Origin of the sequence: Mucilaginibacter limnophilus (genome assembly GCF_004005815.1) — a bacterium.
Lineage (GTDB): Bacteria > Bacteroidota > Bacteroidia > Sphingobacteriales > Sphingobacteriaceae > Mucilaginibacter > Mucilaginibacter limnophilus.
In genome coordinates, this window is record NZ_SACK01000008.1 from 174,593 (window position 1) to 194,461 (window position 19,869).

At 46.0% G+C, this 19,869-nt stretch carries 20 protein-coding genes and 1 pseudogene; 12 read left to right on the forward strand and 9 right to left on the reverse strand.

Annotated features, from left to right (window positions below; all coding sequences use genetic code 11):
* The first annotated feature begins 6 nt into the window (after positions 1-6).
* The gene (locus tag EOD41_RS16850; RefSeq protein WP_127707077.1) at positions 7-771 is read left to right on the forward strand and encodes a hypothetical protein; all 765 of its coding nucleotides are present in this window, start codon (positions 7-9) and stop codon (positions 769-771) included.
* Positions 772-1,101: 330 nt separating this feature from the next.
* On the opposite strand, the pseudogene EOD41_RS16855 reads toward EOD41_RS16850, so the two are convergent.
* Together EOD41_RS16855 and EOD41_RS16860 are read right to left on the reverse strand one after the other, a co-directional pair.
* Positions 1,102-2,639, reverse strand: a pseudogene (locus EOD41_RS16855) (SulP family inorganic anion transporter).
* 177 nt (positions 2,640-2,816) lie between these two features.
* Positions 2,817-3,023 carry a hypothetical protein gene (locus tag EOD41_RS16860; protein WP_127707079.1) on the reverse strand — a complete coding sequence of 69 codons (207 nt, stop codon included), beginning with the start codon at positions 3,021-3,023 and terminating at the stop codon, positions 2,817-2,819.
* A 215-nt stretch (positions 3,024-3,238) separates the two neighbouring features.
* Between EOD41_RS16860 and EOD41_RS16865 the strand changes: the two genes are divergently transcribed.
* Both EOD41_RS16865 and EOD41_RS16870 read left to right on the forward strand, forming a co-directional pair.
* Entirely contained in the window at positions 3,239-3,448 is a 210-nt protein-coding gene (locus EOD41_RS16865) for a hypothetical protein (RefSeq protein WP_127707081.1), read from the forward strand.
* Positions 3,449-3,552: 104 nt separating this feature from the next.
* On the forward strand, positions 3,553-3,837 hold the full coding sequence (locus tag EOD41_RS16870) for a hypothetical protein (RefSeq protein ID WP_127707082.1): 285 nt from the start codon (positions 3,553-3,555) through the stop codon (positions 3,835-3,837).
* 27 nt (positions 3,838-3,864) lie between these two features.
* On the opposite strand, the gene EOD41_RS16875 is transcribed toward EOD41_RS16870, so the two are convergent.
* The gene (locus tag EOD41_RS16875; protein ID WP_127707084.1) at positions 3,865-4,251 is read right to left on the reverse strand and encodes a YidH family protein; all 387 of its coding nucleotides are present in this window, start codon (positions 4,249-4,251) and stop codon (positions 3,865-3,867) included.
* A 204-nt stretch (positions 4,252-4,455) separates the two neighbouring features.
* On the reverse strand, positions 4,456-4,671 hold the full coding sequence (locus EOD41_RS16880; RefSeq protein WP_127707086.1) for a hypothetical protein: 216 nt from the start codon (positions 4,669-4,671) through the stop codon (positions 4,456-4,458).
* 283 nt (positions 4,672-4,954) lie between these two features.
* On the opposite strand from EOD41_RS16880, the gene EOD41_RS16885 reads away from it, so the two are divergent.
* The 5 genes from EOD41_RS16885 (at position 4,955) to EOD41_RS16905 (ending at position 8,577) form a co-directional block, all read left to right on the forward strand.
* Positions 4,955-5,734, forward strand: a complete 780-nt coding sequence (locus tag EOD41_RS16885) for a phytanoyl-CoA dioxygenase family protein (RefSeq protein ID WP_127707088.1) — start codon at positions 4,955-4,957, stop codon at positions 5,732-5,734.
* Positions 5,735-5,997: 263 nt separating this feature from the next.
* Positions 5,998-6,576: a Crp/Fnr family transcriptional regulator gene (locus tag EOD41_RS16890; RefSeq protein WP_127707090.1), complete on the forward strand. Its 579-nt coding sequence runs from the start codon at positions 5,998-6,000 to the stop codon at positions 6,574-6,576.
* Between the two features lie 110 nt (positions 6,577-6,686).
* Positions 6,687-7,283, forward strand: a complete 597-nt coding sequence (locus EOD41_RS16895; protein ID WP_127707092.1) for an isochorismatase family protein — start codon at positions 6,687-6,689, stop codon at positions 7,281-7,283.
* A gap of 48 nt (positions 7,284-7,331) precedes the next feature.
* Entirely contained in the window at positions 7,332-8,018 is a 687-nt protein-coding gene (locus EOD41_RS16900; RefSeq protein WP_205780581.1) for a pirin family protein, read from the forward strand.
* 58 nt (positions 8,019-8,076) lie between these two features.
* Positions 8,077-8,577 carry a cupin domain-containing protein gene (locus EOD41_RS16905; protein ID WP_127707094.1) on the forward strand — a complete coding sequence of 167 codons (501 nt, stop codon included), beginning with the start codon at positions 8,077-8,079 and terminating at the stop codon, positions 8,575-8,577.
* Positions 8,578-8,992: 415 nt separating this feature from the next.
* Here EOD41_RS16905 and EOD41_RS16910 read toward each other — a convergent pair whose 3' ends face one another.
* Genes EOD41_RS16910 through EOD41_RS16925 form a run of 4 tightly spaced genes read right to left on the reverse strand, consistent with a single transcriptional unit; the run spans position 8,993 to position 13,555 of the window.
* Positions 8,993-9,919: a restriction endonuclease gene (locus EOD41_RS16910; protein WP_127707096.1), complete on the reverse strand. Its 927-nt coding sequence runs from the start codon at positions 9,917-9,919 to the stop codon at positions 8,993-8,995.
* Between the two features lie 9 nt (positions 9,920-9,928).
* Positions 9,929-11,911, reverse strand: a complete 1,983-nt coding sequence (locus tag EOD41_RS16915) for a DUF3732 domain-containing protein (protein WP_127707098.1) — start codon at positions 11,909-11,911, stop codon at positions 9,929-9,931.
* Positions 11,911-12,414, reverse strand: a complete 504-nt coding sequence (locus tag EOD41_RS16920; protein WP_127707100.1) for a three component ABC system middle component — start codon at positions 12,412-12,414, stop codon at positions 11,911-11,913. The genes EOD41_RS16915 and EOD41_RS16920 overlap by 1 nt, the downstream gene beginning before the upstream one ends.
* Before the next feature lie 4 nt (positions 12,415-12,418).
* Positions 12,419-13,555 (reverse strand): ABC-three component system protein, encoded by a 1,137-nt coding sequence (locus EOD41_RS16925; RefSeq protein ID WP_127707102.1) that lies wholly within the window; start codon positions 13,553-13,555, stop codon positions 12,419-12,421.
* A gap of 165 nt (positions 13,556-13,720) precedes the next feature.
* On the opposite strand from EOD41_RS16925, the gene EOD41_RS16930 reads away from it, so the two are divergent.
* Positions 13,721-16,861 carry a sacsin N-terminal ATP-binding-like domain-containing protein gene (locus tag EOD41_RS16930; protein WP_127707104.1) on the forward strand — a complete coding sequence of 1,047 codons (3,141 nt, stop codon included), beginning with the start codon at positions 13,721-13,723 and terminating at the stop codon, positions 16,859-16,861.
* A 2-nt stretch (positions 16,862-16,863) separates the two neighbouring features.
* A complete protein-coding gene (locus tag EOD41_RS16935; RefSeq protein WP_127707106.1) occupies positions 16,864-17,937 on the forward strand; it encodes an AlbA family DNA-binding domain-containing protein in 1,074 nt (357 codons plus the stop codon).
* Positions 17,938-18,361: 424 nt separating this feature from the next.
* On the opposite strand, the gene EOD41_RS16940 is transcribed toward EOD41_RS16935, so the two are convergent.
* On the reverse strand, positions 18,362-18,586 hold the full coding sequence (locus tag EOD41_RS16940; protein WP_127707108.1) for a helix-turn-helix domain-containing protein: 225 nt from the start codon (positions 18,584-18,586) through the stop codon (positions 18,362-18,364).
* A 323-nt stretch (positions 18,587-18,909) separates the two neighbouring features.
* Between EOD41_RS16940 and EOD41_RS16945 the strand changes: the two genes are divergently transcribed.
* A complete protein-coding gene (locus EOD41_RS16945) occupies positions 18,910-19,167 on the forward strand; it encodes a hypothetical protein (protein ID WP_127707110.1) in 258 nt (85 codons plus the stop codon).
* Positions 19,168-19,306: 139 nt separating this feature from the next.
* Positions 19,307-19,867: a TlpA family protein disulfide reductase gene (locus EOD41_RS16950; RefSeq protein WP_127707112.1), complete on the forward strand. Its 561-nt coding sequence runs from the start codon at positions 19,307-19,309 to the stop codon at positions 19,865-19,867.
* The last annotated feature ends 2 nt before the right edge of the window (positions 19,868-19,869 follow it).

Genomic DNA, 19,869 nt, shown 5'->3' on the forward strand with positions numbered 1-19,869 from the left:
AAAGTTATGAATACACAAAATGCAGAATTTCTGAAGAAAAGCTTACTGAACCTGGGGTTCGGAGAGAAGCTGAACACGGAACTGGACGAGAAGATCGGCGCTAAGGTCCCGGAGTTTCACCTGAACACGCAACACGAGTTCAATGGCCGGCAGGTGGACTATCAACTACATTTCAAAGCCGGCGACAACAATGAAATGTATTTTTTCAATAAATACGATGCTTCGCTTAAGAATGAAAAAAATGAACAGGTCAGCCAATCTTTCTACATCAATAAGGGCAACGGGATCACGGCCAAGGAAGCGTTCAACCTGATGGAAGGCCGCGCGGTACACAAGCAGTTGTACAGCCAGGACGGTGAAAAATATACCGCCTGGCTTAAGCTGGATAAAGAGAACCTTACCGAAGGCGGCAATATGAAATTCCGGTCCTGGAACGAGAACTATGGCTATAAGCCTGAAGAAGTACTTGCCGGGAAAGGTATCAGGGAAATGAACAGCGACCAGGGCCGTGACAATCTATTACGTTCTTTAAAGAAGGGGAATGCACAGCAGATCACCGTCGAACGCGACGGCAAGGAAAGCAAATATTTCATCACGGCCAACCCGCAATTTAAAACGGTAGATCTGTTTGATCCGCAAATGAAAAAGATCAGGCGGGAAGAATTGTTAAAGCCGGAGACGTCCAACAGTAAAACGCAAAAGCAAGCCGCACAGCAAAAGGAGGAGCTGCCTGCAAAAAAGCAAACCAGAAAACATAAGCAAGCAGTTTAAAAGGAAGCGGGGCCGCCCCCCGCTTCCTTTTTAATAATAAATCACTTAGCTCTCGCTGCAAGGGATTTTTAACCTAAGTAATATGATTCAAGAAATACCCAGGCTTATAAAAATGTCTTCTTATTCACGATAGTAACAGGACAGATAAGTTTTTAGAAATGATACCCTGTAACCTAAGTTGCCCAACTATATAGCTAGCATCCAGGCTTGTTATAAGAGAACGCAAAGGAAACGTATTTTTTGAAATCAGGGGATTCCAGGCCTACTAAACCCGAACAGTGTTACTTGGTTAACAACTGCCCGCGGTTTATATTTACCTTATCAACTATATTACTGATTGGTCGCTACGCGATACGTTGGATCTTCGATGATGTTTACATCGATTACCCCGTCCGCATTTTTAAGCAATATCCGGCAATCCTCGCTTAGGTGCCGCAAGTGAAGTTTTTTGCCATTTTTATGATACCGCTCAGTCAACTTGTTCAGGGCCTCTATCGCAGACATATCTGCAACACGGCTTTCCTTGAAGTCAACGATCACTTCATCAGGGTCATTCAACACATCAAACTTCTCATTAAATGCTGTCACGGAACCAAAAAATAAAGGGCCATAAATTTCATAATGCTTCACACCAGTTTCGTCCACGTATTTTTTCGCACGGATACGTTTTGCGCTTTCCCAGGCGAAAACCAGCGCAGAGATAATAACACCTATGAGCACCGCTAAAGCAAGGTTATGCAGCAGAATAGTAATAATGGCCACTACTATTCCCACAAAGATATCCTGTTTTGGCATTTTATTGATGATGCGAAAACTTACCCATTCAAAGGTGCCGACTGCTACCATGATCATTACACCGGTCAATGCCGCCATTGGCACTCGTTCAATGATCGGTGCACCAAACAGAATGATCATCAGGATGGTTAAGGCCGCAATAATTCCGGATAATCTAGCTCTAGCTCCTGCGGACAAGTTGACCAATGTTTGTGCGATCATAGGGCAACCGCCCATCCCGAAGAGAAATCCATTTAACAGGTTTGCGCCACCTTGTGCGATCGCTTCGCGGTTGCCGTTACCTCGTGTGCCGGTAATTTCGTCTACAAGATTTAGTGTTAGCAGCCCTTCTGTTAAACCTACGCCTGCCATGATCAAGGAATAGGGCAATATGATCTTCAACATATCAAACGTAAATGGTACCGATGGAATATGGAAGGCTGGAAAACCGCCGCTGACTGCGGCTATGTCCCTGACCGTTTTGGTGTGGATACCAAAACCAAGAACGATCAGAAAAACGATGACGATAGCTACCAAAGATGGCGGAACCGCTTTTGTCAGGCGCGGAAAAAGCACAACGATCCCGATGGTAAGCGCTACCAAGCCTGCCATCATGTATAGCGGACTGCCGGACAGCCATACTTCTTGACCGTCAATTATGGTTTTAAATTGCTCCAGTTGCGCCATAAATATAATAACGGCTAAGCCGTTCACAAATCCATACATCACCGGTTGCGGAACCAATCTGATAAACTTTCCTAGCTTGAACAAGCCAACAAGTATTTGAATAATGCCTGCGAGTGCTACTGCCGCAAATACGTATTCGAGGCCGTTGGATTTCATCAGTGCGATCAATACAACAACAGTTGCACCAGCGCCTCCGGAAATCAGTCCGGCCTGCCGCCGAAAATGGAGGTGATCAAGCCCATAATGAAGGCAGCGTACAGGCCGACCAAAGGCGGAAATCCTGCCAGTATCGCGAAAGACAGTGATTCCGGCATCATCGTCATCGCGACTGTGAGGCCAGCAAGGACCTCGTTTTTGTAGTTGATTTTTTGAGAAAAGTCGAATAAGTTCAATTTAAAACCCGGCATAAAGAGAATAATTAGATAGTTAAATGAAGCATGGACGCAGAAAATGACACATCTATACAGACGTATATTACGCAAACAAGCAGTTCAAGAAAATATTAGATACAAGTGAAACAGCCCAAAGAAATTTGAACTACGCGATGTTACCAGGAAGTAACTCAGGGTGGTGTAACCGGACTATTATAAATAGCTTGTTTCATTGCCGGCAAAGGTAACGAAATATGGCGAACGACAAAACGTTAACCTGAAGTAAACAAAACGGGCATCTATGATGGCACCCGTTAATCTTATTTTTAGAGAAACCATCACCATAGCCAGGCTTGTGTTGGCTGTACCTACACAGGTATTTTTACCAGTTGAGTTCACGATACATGTGCGCTCTGTCATTGATTAGACTTTTTTCAGCCCAATCTGCTGTTAGGTCTATTACTGTCATAATGTTATAATCAGCCAGGATCAAGGAACGCCAAACATTTGGTATTTTCTCAGCAGTGTTCATCAAGACGAACCGGTGTAGTAAACGATGAATGGAATTTCAGAGGTCCGGCGAAACACTTATCATCCACTGCCGTTAATATTGTATCGCATTCAAATTGGTCAATATGATGAGCAAAGAAGAGTTACTCGAAGGTTTAGAGTTGTTGTACACCGGCAAAGCCTTCGCAGGTTTCAGAGAGGAAAACCCTTTTGTAACATTTTTGGGTTATGACAGCCATGGCTGGTCAAATATCTGGGTAAAGTACGGCGGGCGTAGTATTTTTACATCGATCAGGGATGTTATGCTAAAAAGCGATCTGACAAGCGTTATATGACGATTTACAACTTGGAGGAGTATTCCGATTATGTATCTTTGTATAGCAATATCGGGTTACTGCCGGCGTTGCAGGGTTAATTTTTACTTTTAAAAGCTCCGAAGATGAACCCATTAGACTTTCCTCAAATTACCGATCTGAGCCAGGCTGTGGGCTACCTGATCAAGAACCAACTGGCCAATGCAGGTACGGTCAGTACCGTAGCCAACCAAGTGATCATTTGCATTTCCCGCTTTGAAATCGAGCACCGGCTGGGCAACCTGCTCCAGCAGATTTACCGAACGGTCGATCAGCAGTTCCCGGTCCGCAAAGACGATCTTTCGCTGGTGATACGTGATGCAGAGGGCTTGTATGAAAACACTTTTAAGATCTGGAAGTCATCATCCTGAATGGCAGTTTTGTTAATCTTTCGCGGATCATAGGTTTGGAAGCAGGTAATAAAGCAGTAGGAGGCTGCCAATAACTACACCGGCTGTGAGCACGAGTAAAAGCCGGGATTGCGGATAAAATTGCGCATTCAGCAGTTGTTTTTCGATCCGCCGGTAACGCAGGTATCCGATCAGGGCGGTTAGCGCACCGATCGCAACGAGGCACATGCCGATCAAACCGGAAAAACCCTTGACCGGTGTCGGTGCGATTTGACCGGTCATCGCTAAGGAGAGTTGCTTGACGAACAAAGAGAATTTGACGACCACAAAGCCGAACCCCATAAGGGCGATGCTGGTGCGGATCCAGGCCAGGAAGGTCCGTTCATTGGCTAAATGATCGCTGGCACTGGCTTTCGGGCGTTCTATTTCGTTCATGGTTTATCGGCGATCTGGTGTTAGAGAATCATTTACAAGATTAATGCCATTCGTAGGCGCATCTCTGGCACAAGTCAATGGATCATTACAGGCGGTTCATGGCGGATAAAGATTATATCTCGACCAGTTTAACTAGCTTAAGTTCAATCACAGAGGCCGTCTTAATAAGCGGCCTCTTTTTGAAGTCTCAACTTTAATCAGAAGTTATTGCGATTTCTGAATCCGTCTCATTCTTAAAAACAGTAATACGGTTAAGCTTAAAAATAATATCAAGCCGGTAGAAAGACATATTTTTTTTAAGACCGAGCCGTCATCCAAGGCTTTGATCGTTAGTCCAAACGTGGACAGCAACAAGGCTAAATGTATCCAGAACAAAAATACGGCCTGTTTCTCCTCGCTCTTTTTATCTGCTTCTTTCATAATATAAAGATCAGAAACCTTTCTTAAAAGTGATGCAAAATTTGATAGTATTTCAGTTTGACCCTAATCGAAATTTATCATGACCGAATGCACTTTTTAAACCTTATTAATGTAGTTTTGAAGTGATGAGAATGACCGTAATGTTATAATGCCCTTCCCGCTCAATTTGGAGCATGCACGGTAAACCAACCGTGTACGCAATCTTTTTATCTTATTGTTTACCCGTGAAGTTTTTGCTCGTGCAGTATTGCGCGGGTGGAGGCTGTCAATTTTATTAACTTATATGTCATACCTCTTAAGTAAAAAACAGATCGAACAGTTCATTCACGATGGCTTTGTTCGAATAGATAACGCGTTCTCTGCCGAACTGGCTAATGCTGCCTTAGCTATTTTATGGCAGGATATCCCTTTTGATCGTTTCAGCCCCGAAAGTTGGACAGAGCCGGTCATCCGTTTAGGCATGTATACGCAGGAGCCGTTTATTAAGTCACTGAATACACCTGCCTTATACGCCGTATTTGACCAGCTTGTAGGCGCAAATAAATGGATCCCCTGTAAAAGCGTCGGTTCATTCCCAGTTAGGTTCCCAGCGGGCAAAGAACCTAATGATATCGGTAAACATGTCGATGTTAGTTTCCCGGGTGATGATCCGGGAAATTACTTTGAATGGCGGGCTAATATCAAATCAAAAGGAAGAGCATTACTCATGTTAGTTCTATACTCGGATGTAAGCAGCGACGATGCGCCTACCGTCATATGCAAACGATCACACCTGGATGTGGCGAAGTTGCTTTATCCGGAAGGAGATCGTGGCCTTTCATTTATGGACCTGGCAGCCAGGCTGAGCGACTTGCCAAACCGTGATGAAGTGTTAGCGACAGGCAAAGCGGGTACAATTTATCTTTGTCACCCTTTTTTGGTTCATTCCGCCCAATCACATAAAGGGACCAACCCTAAATTTATGGCACAACCACCGCTGTTGCTGCGGAGCGAACTAAACATAATGGATCAGGAAATCGGATTTTCACCCGTCGAGCAGGCTATACGTCTGGCAATTGATTAACCGTTAAAATGCCCTGCCCATGCATGGCCCCCAAAGAACTTAAACGCTCATTGGGGGCATTTTTATGAATTAAGAAAGCGTACAGGACCGAATCCAAGTGGAGGTAGAATTGAAGACAGTGGCAGCGATCAATAACATCTTTCAAAATGCGCAATTACCAACATTTATCACTTTATTTCTGCAGTGTTTTGGGCTGAAATACTTCCTTAAAAGCCTTAAGCGGGCTTAATCGGCTTATGTTTATAAAATATTATTTTTGAACTATGTTAGACCCGCTTTTTGATTATATACAACGTTACGGTAAGCAGCTATTGTCCGAAGCGGAAAAGGAAAGAATCCGCAGGATCATGCTGCCCAAACGACTGCGCAGGAAACAATATTTCCTGGAGGAAGGTAAGGTTTGTACTTATACCGGCTTTATTGTTCGTGGCGCTACACGTCAGTTCAGTGTAGATGAGCAAGGCAATGAGCATATCCTGCAACTGGCCATTGAGAACTGGTGGATCACGGACCGCGACAGTTACATGAACCGTACGCCATCGAAATATTTTATAGAGGCCTGGGAAGATACCGAGCTCTTGCTGATGCCGCGTGAACGACTGGATGAGCTGCTGGAGATACCGGCGATCAAAGGCATGTTCTGGCAGATGAGCGAGAACAACCACATCGCCTCGCAAAAACGGCTGGACGATACCATCAGTTTGCCCGCCATCAAACGCTATGAGCATTTTGAGCAACTCTATCCTGAGATCGTTCAGCGCTTTCCCGCACACCAGATCGCTTCTTACCTGGGCATCGCACGCGAAACGCTGAGCCGGGCCCGGTCACGTTCACTACGCTAACGGTCACTTCACTGTGACCTTTGTCAACAGGCGTTCGTGACAAAGGTCATCGTCCGGGGTCTCTTTCGCCCGGTACTTTTGCTTTGTAAACATTAAAAAATACAAAGCACATGAAAAAGTTCAAGATCGAAGACACAGTTATATTACTGATCGACCACCAACAAGGCACCATAAATTTTTCAGCTAACCGCCCGCACGATGTGATCATCTCACGCGCCCGTGCGCTGGCACGCTTAGCAAAAGGCTTGAACATTCCGGTGGTGCTCACCACCAGCCAGGAAGAAATGCAGCAGGGCCCGCTGATCACCGACCTGCAGCAAATATTGCCGCAGGAATATGCAGCGCGCATAAAACGCCAGGGTATCACCAATGCCTGGGATGACGCGGAATTCAAAGCAGCAGTCTTGAAAGTGGCTGACGGCCGTAAGAACATCGTGATGGCCGGCCTGACCAATGACGTTTGTATCGTTTGGCCGGCTATCGACATGCAGGAAGAAGGATTTGACGTTCAGGTGGTCATCGACGGTGGCGGTTCACCCACACAGATCGCTGAGGATGTGGCCCAAAAGACCTGGGAAGCGCAAGGCGTTCGTACCACGACCATCAGCCAGTTCGTTTCGGAACTGATCGGCAGCTGGGCCTCACCGGAAGGTGAGATCGCCAAACCGATCGTTATTGAAGAGATCTATTCCATGTTATTCAAATAATTTTTCACGGCCGCGCCGGTATACCGGCGCGGCTCTAAATCGATGATCATGTTAAAGAAAATAAACAGCGATACTTTCCGTGGCAATGGCCCGATCAGGGTACTTTATCCGGGTTTGGTTTTAAATGAAGGTGATACCGGACTGGGCAGCATTGGCCGTATCGATCATGCAACCTTCAGGGGCCGGCACCATATCGCCATGCATCCCCACGTCAACGATGAGATCCTTTCTTATTTCCGCTCCGGAACGGTGAAGCACCGCGACAGCGAAGGCCATCAGGAGATCCTGAGCGGCGGGCGCCTGATGCTGATGAAAGCGGGGCAGTTTTTCCAGCACGAAGAGGATATCGACGGAGTAATCGAACCGCATGAGGGTTTGCAGATCTTTATCCGGCCGGGCGAAAAAGACCTGCGGCCGAAAGTCATCTTTCATGACCTGCCTGAACTATACAGTGATAACGCATGGCGGTTGCTGGCTTCACCTGCTGCGGATACCACATTGCAGTTCAGCAGCCGGACATGGATCTATGACAACCGGCTGGCTGCAGGAACTTCCGCCAGTTTGCCGGAGTTTCCCGCAACCGGTCTGACCGGACTTTTGTATATTTATCAGGGCGGCCTAACCGTCAATAATGACCTGCCGTTGCAGAAACAGGAAGGACTGATCTTCCGGGATGAATTCCCTGGAAATACAGACAACTACCGGTGCGGAACTGGTCCTGTTCTTGACCGATGAGCAGGCGCCCATTTACAAAAGCGGTATGTACAGCGGCAATCAATTAGATTAGAATAATATGGAAAACACTGTTCGTATACTGGATAAGAACGACGGCCGGCGCTTAGGCGTGGTAGGTGGTAATTACCGGGTGATCGTAGACGGCAAGGACACCGATGGTGCCTACGCCGTTATCGAAATGCTGGTACCGCCGGGCGGCGGTCCGCCACCGCACAGCCATCCATTGACGCAAGAAACCTTTTATGTGCTGGCAGGTGAAGTGACCTTTAAAACAGAAGCGGGGCACCAGGTAGTACAGCAGGGTGGTTTCGTGGTCATTCCCTTTGGCGGAGCCATCCATTGTTTTCAAAATACCTCAGGAGCAACCGCCTGCTTACTCTGTACGGTCATGCCGGCCGGCCTGGAAGAGGTATTCCAGGCGATCGGTACACCCGTCGCCCCCGGTGAGTTCCTGCCGGTACCCGAGTTGACACCGGACCGCAAAGCCCTGTTGCAGCGATTGGACGAAGCGCATCAACAACAGACCTATCCCCGTGACTATTTGGATCTGAAAGAATAGATTTGAAAAGATATGTAAACACAGATAAGACGGGCAACTGGTTATTGTCCCAATCTAGAAGACTTGTTAAACTGCATGCAGAATTTTTACTTAAGTGACCTGTTCAACCTCCTTCAGACCGACTACTGCAGCGAGTTCGGCCAAATGACCCTATAAGCCATGAATTCGGCTGGTAATTGCATGATCTTCGTTAAAAATACAGATTGATTGGTTTGACATATCGAAGTGTCGTATTAGTGATTTCCAAGCGACGATAATGTTCAGTTATCCTTTATTAAACTTATTGCATCGCCATCGAAAAATTCATCTTGGAGTGTTTTTTTTGCGAGGATAGGCGACTTTAAAGGATGTGGTCGGATCATAACGTTCGCCGGTACCCTGTTGTAAGCTAGCTCTATGGTTCGTTGAAATCCCATTACAAAAACGAGGCCGATTTGTAGCCAGAAGCAATTCTGACTTCGAGGATCTTATTCTCTTTCACCAGTAACACCTGCACACGTTCTCCGTCGGGTAGCTCGTATTGGATATGGGCATACGCGAAATCGCTGCCCTCCGGGTCCATCCAGGCTTGGCCGAGGCCGTTGATCATGCCGAAGCGATCTTCTTCGGATGCTTTCATGACAGGGTATTCCCAGTTCTGCGCTTTTTTCAGATGCGGGATCAGGAAATCAAAGGGGACCATCATATCCGAGGAAATGGGTTCCAGGTCTTCATCGTGGTAGTATTGTTCGAGGGGCTCTTCGGCATGGGTATAGGCGTGCCACAGGAAAGCCAGTTCTTCATGGTTCAGTTTGGTGAAGTCGAGCTGGTGGTAGAGGTCATACAGGGCTTTGGGACCCGGTAGGATATGATGGGATACCCATTGCTGGAGCAGGCCCCGGACGAGGCGTACGTGGTCATCGGCGAAATACTTGACGATGATATCAGGGAACAGGAGCAGTTGCTGTTTGAGGAATTTGCCTTCGATAGTATGGATCATAAAAGATTCGGTTTGCCGGGCTTTTTCCAGCCACTCGCGGGTGGCGGTGGTTAGGTAGGAAGATACGATGAGCAGGAAATGCTCTGCTTTTTCTACCCTGGCCCAGTTGATCTTTTCGACCACCTGGTCAAGAGGAAGGCCCTGGCTATGCCGCTTACATTCGATAAACCATTTTTCGGTATAAGGGCTCGTGATGGTATCGGTCACGGTGCGCCGGGCTTCGATGTCGCGGCCATGGTCAGCGCCGCCCTGACGCCAGGCCATAGTGTGGAAGCGGAACCGGACGAGGATGTCGTAGCAAAGCTCTTCAAATTGTTTCCAATCGAGCCGGTCAAAATCGATATCATCTTCCTGGTAGGCCATGTCTCTTATTTAACTGTACCAGGCTTCCGGAATTAATTTATTGCCGTTGCGCCAAACTTCTACTTCATGGACACCCTCGATATCGCCGTAGATCGTGTCGTCGGCGTGGTCGAGGATAATACTTTGCCATCTGCCGTTCTTGGCACGGATGGAATCAGCGATGGTTCTGAACATGCCTTTTACTGCTTCGACGTCTTCGTCCGGGAACTGCAGATCGCTTTCGGTGGGTATCTGATTGCGCTTGAGTTTTGGAAAATAGACCTGGCTCGGCTGGTCAAAGATTACAAAACTAGGTACGCAGGAAAATGGCTGGCTGAGGAAATATTCCTGCAAGGCGCACATCAGCGCCAGGTGAAAGGAAACCCAGTTGGAGGCGCTGCCGACCTGGCCGAGGTAATGCCAGTGGTTATCGTTGCTTAGTACAGAAACGTTCAGGTCCTTGGTATCGAAGCGTGGGGCAACTTCGCGGTACTTGCTTTCCACGTCCAGGGTTCTCAGGTGGCTGAGGACGCCTTGCGCAATGCGGGCGGTGGCAGCGTCTATCCGGGCACGGACGGTCTGTTCATTGATGGTAGCCATCAGGTCATCGTACTCTTTTTCCAGTAAAGCGATCTCGGTCTGCAATTCGCCGCCGTCGACCAGGCTTTCAAAAGTGGCCAGTGAGGCCTGCATATTACCCAGGAACAGGTACATGTTTTTGCGGCGCTGGAATTCGGCGCGGGCTTCGTTATTGGTTTGCATGATCAGGTCAAAGCGGCGCTGGAAGTCTTTTTTGTTATCGATCAGGGCTTCCAGTTCCTGGTTCAGCCGCTGCTCCTCGCGGGAAAAAGAAGTGGGAACTTCGGCAAGTGTCTTGGACTGTTGTTCGATGGTCGAAAATACCGCAGCGATCTTTCGGAGTTCAGCTTTCCCATTAGGGTGTTCCGTGCTGCCGCAGGCGGGACAACTGGAGGTTTCGGTAGAGACGTCTTCAAGCCATTTGGAAATCTGTAGGCGGTCAACGCGCTTACGGATGGAACTTTCATAGTCGGTCAGGCCTGTGCTCAGGCGTTTGACGTCGGATAGACGCTTTTTCACCAGGCCGATCTGGGCGCTTAAGTAACGTTCTTCGGCTTCCAGGTCGGCAATGTTTTTGTTGGCGGTATCGATATCCTTGAATTCGGTCAAGGAGTGTTCCGGGATGACTTGCAGGATCTGCCGGGCCATATTCAGCAAGGTTTCCGGATCGGCGTTCTGCAGGTTTTCTTCCTGCAGCAGTCCGTACTCTTTGGCGACACGCAGGTGCCCTTCCATATTGGCTTTCCAGGCGGAGGATACCGCTTTGGTTTTATCAAATTCCCGGCGCAACTGGTTCAGTCTTTTCTCAATGACCTGGATGCGCTGCCGCGCTTTCAGCGTATCCAGGTTTTCAGCGCCGAGGATAAAAGGAAACCAGTTGCGGAGTTTTTCGCGGTGCTCATGGGCATGGGTCTTATAGAACAGGATATTCTGGTTAGCGACAATATCCTGGCTTTGAAAAACGAGGGCCACCAGGTCGCGAAAACTGAGTCGGGCGGTATACGCTTTTTTGTCTTCTTCCCCGTCCAGATTGAAATAGGGCACGCCGGAGATCGTGTTGAGGTAGTTCTTGATGCCGTCGCTGGTCTCGTTTTTATCGGGGATAGTAAGCGGAACACTGATTATGGCCGAACGCAGCAGGTAAAAATCATTGCTGACCTGGTTGCCTACCGGTACGCGTCGGGCTAAGAGGACCTGCTCGTAATCGGTCTGGAAAACGATGCCGTACCAGGACGCAAAATCCCGGATGGTGTCGATGGGGACGGAACAATCACCCGACGCCAGGCAATAGTCAATAATAGGGATGATGGCCGATTTGCCGGTACGGGAGGCGCCGGTGATGACATTGAGCATGCCTGGTTGAAAGTTGACCGGTCTTGGCGGGAATTCCGCGTTTTTGGGCCAGATGATCAGTTGTAGCAGTTGAAAATTCATTAGAATACGATTTTTAAGTAATTGGCGATGCCGGCCAGGTCCTGCCGCCCGAACCAGTTGCCCAGGATTTCGGCTTTTTTGCCCTGCTGTTCGTGGACGCTTTTCAATGCATTTCCCCTACCGGTTTTTTTCAATTCACTTTTCGGATAAAGTTGGGCGGTCTCCGTATCCCAGAAGAGCAGGCCCTGGGCGACGGCAATATCAATGGCTTTCAGGGTATAGGCTTGTCTGGCTTTGATCCGTTCGTGAATGCTGAGCAGGATGTCGGAGCTTTTGGAATCTTCAAAGCTGCGGACATAAGATGGCAGATCGGCCCTCATATTGCTGACCGGTGCGGACAATTGCTGGCTGGTCAGGATCGCTGCGGCCACAAAATGGAGCAGCGCGACAGGGGCGTCGCCACTGGGGTGCGTGGCGGTATAGCCTTTGGTGAAACGCCATAAAAGGTAAGCGCCGATGACCGGCGTGTTCCATATCCGTACTTCTTCTACTACTTCTCCCATATGATTACAGAGCATCCCAGCGGGGATGCCAGCCTAATGATTTACCTTCAACAAGGGCGTGATAAGTGCCGGCTATGGTCCCGTTTGGCGGTGACATATCGCGGATCATTTCCTGCCGGATCTTGCAGTTTAAAAAAAGCAGCTGCCCGCGCTCATGTTCCTCGCGTGTTCTTTCTGTCAGCGCAATCATCTTTTGCTGGGTGTTCCAGAAACCGGTAAGTTTTTCTTCAAAGTCAATGGCGATATCTTCGTTGATGATCTCGTTTTCAATCCATTTATCGCGGTTGGTCTTGGCCCGGAGAAAGTCTGTTACGGCTTCCACGATCTCGTCTTCGTCAGCGCGAATATGGCTGAGCTGCTGTAAATAGCGCGGCTGGATCTTGACCTGATCCCGTATAAGGTCGTCGGTTGGCGGATTTTCCAACGCAAAATCTACGAGTTCGAGTTTTCTTGCGCGGTCAAAATAAACGGCAAACTGCTTCTGATAGTCTTCCCAGGGGATCAGCGCTGGTTGTTTCAGTGCGATCTTGCTCATGATTTCTTCCTGCAGCCAGCCGCTCAGCAAGTTGGTCACGAATTTGCGCTGGTGCTTACCGATTAGCAAGCGTTCGAGTTCGTCCTGGATTTCGTTAAAACCAAGCCCGTCGTTGACCTGCAATTCAAAACGGGTCAACAACTCGGCGAGTTTACCCGGGTCATAAGAAAGCACAAAATTCAAATACGGCCAGATTTCGTGGCTTTCGCTAATATCGGCAAATGTCGTTCTTGCGGTGGCTAATGCTGCTTTAGCTTCGCCGGTCGTTGCCGCTTTGTCAAAAACGTGAACGATGGCCTCGCGCCCGCTTTGATTGGTATAGAGGTAAAACCTGGTCTTATCTAAAACGATAGAGCCTTCATCGATAGCCTTTAACCAATTATAAAAGGTCTTCCAGAGGTCAGTGGATCGGTCGGTCAGGGGGTTACCCACAGTAGAGGTTTTATCTTCTTCTGACGAAGCTGAACCGTCCGCATGATGAGTGGCCACATCGCCTATGACTTCCACGCTGACCGCATCACCGGGACCTCCCCGCAACAGGTGCAGCAGCGCCCGGGGGAATTGTACCGCGTATCCTAATAATTGGGTCGGCGCGTTGGATATCATTGTTGATAAATTATTTAGGGTTATGAATAATTATTAAAGCTACGGATAATATTAAAATTTTCAATTATCCCAAGATAACTCATCCATTGGGGATCTCATAAATATAAAATAATATCTACAAAAACTCATAAATTAGCCTGACCCTAAACATTTAAACCATTACTTATGTCCAAGGCCGGCATGTTTGCCAAATCCGAACACGAAGAATTAAATAGAATTACTTCGAAATCCATCCTGGAAAAATTGATGAATATCCGGCAAAAGATCAATGTAGGCTTCACAGCCCGTCGGCTCGTTTGGGAACTGATACAAAATGCGAAAGACAATGTCGCCCTTTGCAACGAAAACGATGAAAAAGTAGACGTTCATATTGGTTTAAGTGAAACTGAATTTATTTTTTCACACAATAAAGGATACTTTACCAGCGGTCATATCCGCGGACTGGTCAGGAAATATTCCTCCGGCGACAAAGAGCGGAATACCGAACAATTAGGACAGGCTTATAAAACGACCGGACGTTTCGGAACTGGTTTTATGACGACCCATTTGTTATCAGAAAAAGTCAGGGTGGTAAGTAATTATGAACACGAAGATACCAAACTATTTCACCCTTGCAGTTTCTGGCTCGATAGAACTGGAAAAACCGAAGCTAAGATCGTCGAAGGGATGAATCTGGCCTTTGGTATGGCAGAAAAAGCAATAGTCGATTCCGAAGGAGTTAGCAGAGTTGACGCGGTTTTACAAACCTCCTTCACTTATCCACTAACAGATCAAACGAGGGTTCTTGCACATATCGCGGTCGAAGAAGTTCAAAAAGGTATTGCCTATACTTTGATCAACGTGCCTGATGTAAACACCCTAACCATCGACCAGGAACTAATCGGTGAAACGTTATATCAAATAGACAAATATAAAACCTTCATTATCGGAGAAAATCAGGCTGTCATTTATAATCTAATGGTCAATCACAAGAGATCCAAACAGTTCTTTTTAGCGCTTGGCGAGGAACACGTGCAGATAATTATTCCAATATACCATGATGGTCTTAATTACTATATTCAAGCCCTTTCTAATGAAATACCCAGAATACACTTAGATTTTCCGATGGTAGGCACAGAGGATTTGAATATGCCTTTCATCGTCAACAGTACACTTTTCGAACCTACTGAACCAAGAGATGGCATAAGTTTGATCGATGACGATGATAATGAATTCGCCCGGCTCAACTGTTCACTTGTCCAAAAGGCCGTTGATCTGTATAACTCATTTTTAACTTATGCTGGTCATAACAGTGATTGGAATGACCTTTATCATTTAGCCAGGATCAAGTCCCCGGGCAAGCGGGACTGGATAGATCAAAACTGGTTTAAAACCAACGTTATTAAGCCCATTCGAACAACAGTTCTTCATACGCCGATGGTAGACATACCTTCAGGCGAAAGAATGGCGATATGGAATGACATCGACGAATCTCAGGTATTCTTTCCAAGCGCAGGCACAAGCGCGATCAGAAAACAAATATGGTTACTCGCAAAAAAATTATACCCATCTTCAGTGCCCACTGAAGATTATGTAGACAAATGGGTCGAAGTTATTTGGAGCGATTGTTTCCAATTTACTATTTCCACGTTGTCTGAAGTTATACAGACAGCAGGAAATATCGAAGAACTCGCTGCTTTACTTCAAGACAACGAGGCAGCAGCGATTGATTTTTTGAATAGTTACTATAGTTTATTGAACACGGAGGCCATTCATATAAAAGAGATATTGACAGACAAGTATGTGGTAATACCTAATCAGCTTGGAGAGTTCAAAAATAAAACCTTTTTATATGTTGATAAGGGTATAGATGAGGAGGTGAAAAACGCTTGTGGAATTGTTTCAGTAGACCCAAGAACTTATTTGGTTCATAAAAACGCTTACACGGGTGATGGAATAACCTACACCATAAAAAAGCAGGATGCTGTTATTACAGAGATTAATTCTGCTATCAAAGAAAATGGTGATAATGTCACTGCTGTTTGCGACTATCTGGCTTCTTTACTGCCGGATAATAACATTCCGGAACGGAGGGCCGCTATTTTCGATTTCTCTAAACAGGTTTATCCGGAAGACTTTCAAAAAAAGAGATTGATAAAAAATTATGACGAGAATATTTGGGAAGAGTCCGATAAAAAATCAATTTATTTTATTGTATCAAAGGTCTCTGGAAATAAAACAGTTGAAAAACTACGGCAAAGTCTTGAATTCGATACAAAATTAGCTGCACTGAATTGGTTAAATAGCTTAGTTAGCTTTTTGACCAAGTACGGATTTGATAATAACATAAATCGGGAAAAAGACCCGATTCTTCCGAATCAAAATGGGTCATTCTGTATTAAAGACGATCTGTTTTTAGACGGTGGAGACATCGACGAGATACTAAAAGATATTGCAGCGGACCTGGGTTACGACTTTCGCGATGAGCTATTGGATACTGCGATCTATCTGGAATTACCTGAAAACCGAACCTATAACATTGCAGATGTCGCTGAGAAAATAACAGCTTATTTAAAACCCATGTTAAGGGACGTCGATAAACGTAAAGAGCATAAAGAATCTTTAAAAAGTTTTTATCTCTGGATGAATGATCATCGGGAAAAAGCAGCACAACATTTCCAAGATTTACATGAGAAACGATTTCTTTTTCTCGAAGATGACGATATATCCCTTAACATTAAGAAAGCGGTTGAAATTGATGAGCTGATGCAGGAACACGGTATAGAAAACATCGACGACCTTCGTAGGCAATTGGCCAGACTTAAGGAAATACGTAATGAATTTACCTCCGATGTTGAAACACCGGAAAAGATAAACCTTACACCGGAGATATTAGCCAGTCTTGGCATTACCTCTCAAGCCAAGTTCGAAGAAGCCTTTAGAGATCCTTGGCTTCAGGCGCAATTCTATCATACCTCAAATCCATCACCCAATAGTTATGCCTACGCTCAGCGACTTATCGAACGAGCCAAAGCAAATATTGAGGCATTTTTGAGGGCACACCCTGACTACGATTGCACCGACCTTGAAGCGACCGCAAATACGGTCCTCGGTGGTATCGTGAAGAATGGCGTAACAATAGATGTAGTGACCAGACCATCAGATAACGGAGAAGTGATATTTTACTACTCCTCGGAAAAAGATACGCTTGATACTGCTACCGCAGAGCTTTGGGTAGATAACGGTTATGACGACCCTCATATGCTCACTTTAGGACGAATATTGAAAAGCACCGGTATCAACCGCATCCCTATTAGCATGAGTTAAAAATGGATCTACAAACTCAAGTTTCTTCAGTCATTCTCCAGCCGGAAAATGATTCATTGGAATATAAAGCGGTATTACCGCCCTCAAAAACTATTGCTCAAGTCATTAGTTCATTTGCCAACACTAATGGTGGTCTGCTCATTCTAGGCGTATCTGAGATCGGCGGCCTAAAGATCTCTGGTTTAAGCGAAGATTTTCGGGCGACCTCCATGACCCATAAAGCTATAGACCTATTGTCGCCCAAACCCATAGTGGATTATGGCTACGTACAGGAGCATGGCAAAAAGTTGTTCGCCATAAGCGTCGCTAAATCGCAGGTTCAGGTGTCTGTTGAGAACAAGGTATATGTCCGGACAAACGGAAGGCTCCAACTAGTCGATCCGCCAGCCCCAATATTTCAATCCGCAGGTTATGCCAGGATCTCAGCCATCAACGCTGATCTCGAAACATTAAAAGCCGGCACAACCGACTCGAAGTTTAAACTGATCGAACACTATCAAAGTATTTTAAAGATGGTAGATGGCTTGAAGCAGCTTCTTTATCCGGAAAGCCCAACCGTATTTACAACGGTAAAAGAAGGCAAGGTACTGGCCAGAATACTGTTTTCATCCATGGTGGACAATTTTGAAACCTACCTTTCGGATATCATGTTTGAGATCTATCTGGCTAAACCCAATACCTTGAAATCCGAGCAAATGGTTAAGGTCGAAGATGTATTGAACTGTGCTGATATACAAGAATTCATTACTTTTTGGGCGAAGCAGAAGATAGGTAAACTACAGAAAGGAAGCGTGAAGGGCTTTATAGCGGAAAACAAGCAGATCAAAGACCTGAATGTCATTACCAATACCATACAGGACGAGATCGAAAAGATCCTACAGATACGACATTTATATGCCCATCGTAACGGGATCGTTGATGACAAATTTTTAAAATTCTTCCCGGCCTTATACACCTATGGAACCGAACATCAAATGTCCATTGACGAAATTTTAGATAAGATCGTTTACCTAACAGACATTGTAAATCAGATCGATCAAGCTACTATTCTTAAATATAATTTGTCAATTATTTAACATAAGAAACGGTGCTCATGAAAATTAGCTCACCGGAACAATTTTCTATCCTAACCTTGAAACCGGCGAAGCTTTTTCTTAGCAACAGAAATGGCTTTTTTACTTCTAACAGAAGTATTTTGACCTGGCTAAAATTCTTCCCCGGCTTTCTCACTAGCGATGGATTTACAGTTCTATTTGGTCAACTTAACGCAAGTTGTTACAAAGTGTAAAAGCACGATTGTATAGCAATTAGTCCCCAAAGCGATCAGTTCATTGTCAACAATAGTTAACTATTTATTATCTATCAGTTTTAAAGCAAAGCATTTTAATCTCTTTGATAAAAATTAATTGTGTCTTAAAAATGCGTTAAGGATTGCAGTGAAAAGCCCGCAGCAAAGCGAGGACTTGTAACGGAAAGCCTGGGCTGAAGGCAACGCCCTGTTTAGAAATTAAATAAATCTTTTGGATCAATATTTAATCCTTTTGCTAATGCTAGCATAACGGTCAATGAAGGGTTTCTCTTACCTTTTTCGATTCTATGAATTTCACTATGATCTACCTCTGCCAGTATTTCCAATTTTCGCAAGCTAACTTTCTTCTCCTTTCGGATCCGTTGTAAGTTTTTACCAAAAGCAGTCAAGGTATTTTCATCACGAGTTGCACTCATGAAGGAAAAGTCGCCTTATCACAAATTTTAATTGTAGGACTATTGACATACAGATTTAATTTGTAAATTGCCTTTTAATAAATATGATTAGATAACGTATTTTAGCGATTCTTCAAGAAATTTAGAAGCATTCGCTTTGAATCTCGTAACTGAAACGTAGGAAATTTCAAGACGGCGAGATGATAAGTGGAATGCTCACGCTATAGGCGTGGGCTCCCTTATTGTCGTCGGTTCTCCTACGTACCAAGTTGCAATAAGACGGGTTCCACGCCTTCCTTTTGCTCCGCAAACCAGACGTCACCCTTCTTCAATTAAACAAGGGTATGGCCAAATTAAAAACCATTCATTCCGCTTCACTGCTTTCCGCCGAACAGGCGCTGGAAAAGCTCTTCAGCACCATCCCGTCGCCGGAAGTGCAAGCCGAACTGCGCAGGTGGCTTGACTACGGCCGTACCCGCAGCGAAGAGACGCTGCGCTACCTTAGTCCGGAACAGCTCAGCCTGTTCCTCGACAAACTACCCGATCTTCTGCTCGCCATCTACTGCCAGCAACAGGAAGATCAGAAAGGAGGAAGACCATGAACCCGTTCAGATTACACCCATGGTTCTACGTCCTGTGCCCGCCGGACTAAGCGACCGATCAACGGCAACCTCCGCCAGTTAATAGTTAATCCAGGTTGCCGTTCTTCTTCCCTTTTTCTTAACCATTCATTAAACGCTCATGAAAAAAATAACGATCAACATCGTCCTGGCATTGCTATGCCTGAATTTTCCGGCTGCTCAAGCACAGCCAACCAAAACCTCCGGAAAACTCACCGTCGGGGACCAGTTCCCGGTCACCGCCATCAAAGACATCATCAATACAAAAACAACTGCCATTGACCTGAATAAACAGGCAAAAGACCTGGTCATCCTGAACTTCTGGACCACCTGGTGCTCCAGCTGCATCAAGAACTTCCCCAAGGAAGAAGCCCTGCAACAACAGTTCAAAGACCGCATGCAACTTTATCTGGTCAACGGCAATGACGGCGACTTTAAACGCGGCGTCCAGATCGTGCTTGACCGGTACAAAGAGAACTACGGCAAACGCCTGAACATCCCGGTGGTCTATCCCGGCGACTACATCACCAACCTTTTCCGCTACACCTCTTACCCGCACTGCGTATGGCTGAACAAGCAAGGAAAAATCATCGGCATCACGGATGGTGAAGCGCTGACCGCAGCGAATATCGAAAAAGCACTCAGAGGCGACCCGTTCAATCTCCCGATTAAAACCGACTAACC

Bases quoted from the DNA above. Each gene is read 5' to 3' on its own strand.
- EOD41_RS16850 (WP_127707077.1), top strand. From the start codon at position 7: ATGAATACACAAAATGCAGAATTTCTGAAGAAAAGCTTACTGAACCTG.
- EOD41_RS16860 (WP_127707079.1), bottom strand. From the start codon at position 3,023: ATGACAGAGCGCACATGTATCGTGAACTCAACTGGTAAAAATACCTGT.
- EOD41_RS16865 (WP_127707081.1), top strand. From the start codon at position 3,239: ATGATGAGCAAAGAAGAGTTACTCGAAGGTTTAGAGTTGTTGTACACC.
- EOD41_RS16870 (WP_127707082.1), top strand. From the start codon at position 3,553: ATGAACCCATTAGACTTTCCTCAAATTACCGATCTGAGCCAGGCTGTG.
- EOD41_RS16875 (WP_127707084.1), bottom strand. From the start codon at position 4,251: ATGAACGAAATAGAACGCCCGAAAGCCAGTGCCAGCGATCATTTAGCC.
- EOD41_RS16880 (WP_127707086.1), bottom strand. From the start codon at position 4,671: ATGAAAGAAGCAGATAAAAAGAGCGAGGAGAAACAGGCCGTATTTTTG.
- EOD41_RS16885 (WP_127707088.1), top strand. From the start codon at position 4,955: ATGTCATACCTCTTAAGTAAAAAACAGATCGAACAGTTCATTCACGAT.
- EOD41_RS16890 (WP_127707090.1), top strand. From the start codon at position 5,998: ATGTTAGACCCGCTTTTTGATTATATACAACGTTACGGTAAGCAGCTA.
- EOD41_RS16895 (WP_127707092.1), top strand. From the start codon at position 6,687: ATGAAAAAGTTCAAGATCGAAGACACAGTTATATTACTGATCGACCAC.
- EOD41_RS16900 (WP_205780581.1), top strand. From the start codon at position 7,332: ATGTTAAAGAAAATAAACAGCGATACTTTCCGTGGCAATGGCCCGATC.
- EOD41_RS16905 (WP_127707094.1), top strand. From the start codon at position 8,077: ATGGAAAACACTGTTCGTATACTGGATAAGAACGACGGCCGGCGCTTA.
- EOD41_RS16910 (WP_127707096.1), bottom strand. From the start codon at position 9,919: ATGGCCTACCAGGAAGATGATATCGATTTTGACCGGCTCGATTGGAAA.
- EOD41_RS16915 (WP_127707098.1), bottom strand. From the start codon at position 11,911: ATGAATTTTCAACTGCTACAACTGATCATCTGGCCCAAAAACGCGGAA.
- EOD41_RS16920 (WP_127707100.1), bottom strand. From the start codon at position 12,414: ATGGGAGAAGTAGTAGAAGAAGTACGGATATGGAACACGCCGGTCATC.
- EOD41_RS16925 (WP_127707102.1), bottom strand. From the start codon at position 13,555: ATGATATCCAACGCGCCGACCCAATTATTAGGATACGCGGTACAATTC.
- EOD41_RS16930 (WP_127707104.1), top strand. From the start codon at position 13,721: ATGTCCAAGGCCGGCATGTTTGCCAAATCCGAACACGAAGAATTAAAT.
- EOD41_RS16935 (WP_127707106.1), top strand. From the start codon at position 16,864: ATGGATCTACAAACTCAAGTTTCTTCAGTCATTCTCCAGCCGGAAAAT.
- EOD41_RS16940 (WP_127707108.1), bottom strand. From the start codon at position 18,586: ATGAGTGCAACTCGTGATGAAAATACCTTGACTGCTTTTGGTAAAAAC.
- EOD41_RS16945 (WP_127707110.1), top strand. From the start codon at position 18,910: ATGGCCAAATTAAAAACCATTCATTCCGCTTCACTGCTTTCCGCCGAA.
- EOD41_RS16950 (WP_127707112.1), top strand. From the start codon at position 19,307: ATGAAAAAAATAACGATCAACATCGTCCTGGCATTGCTATGCCTGAAT.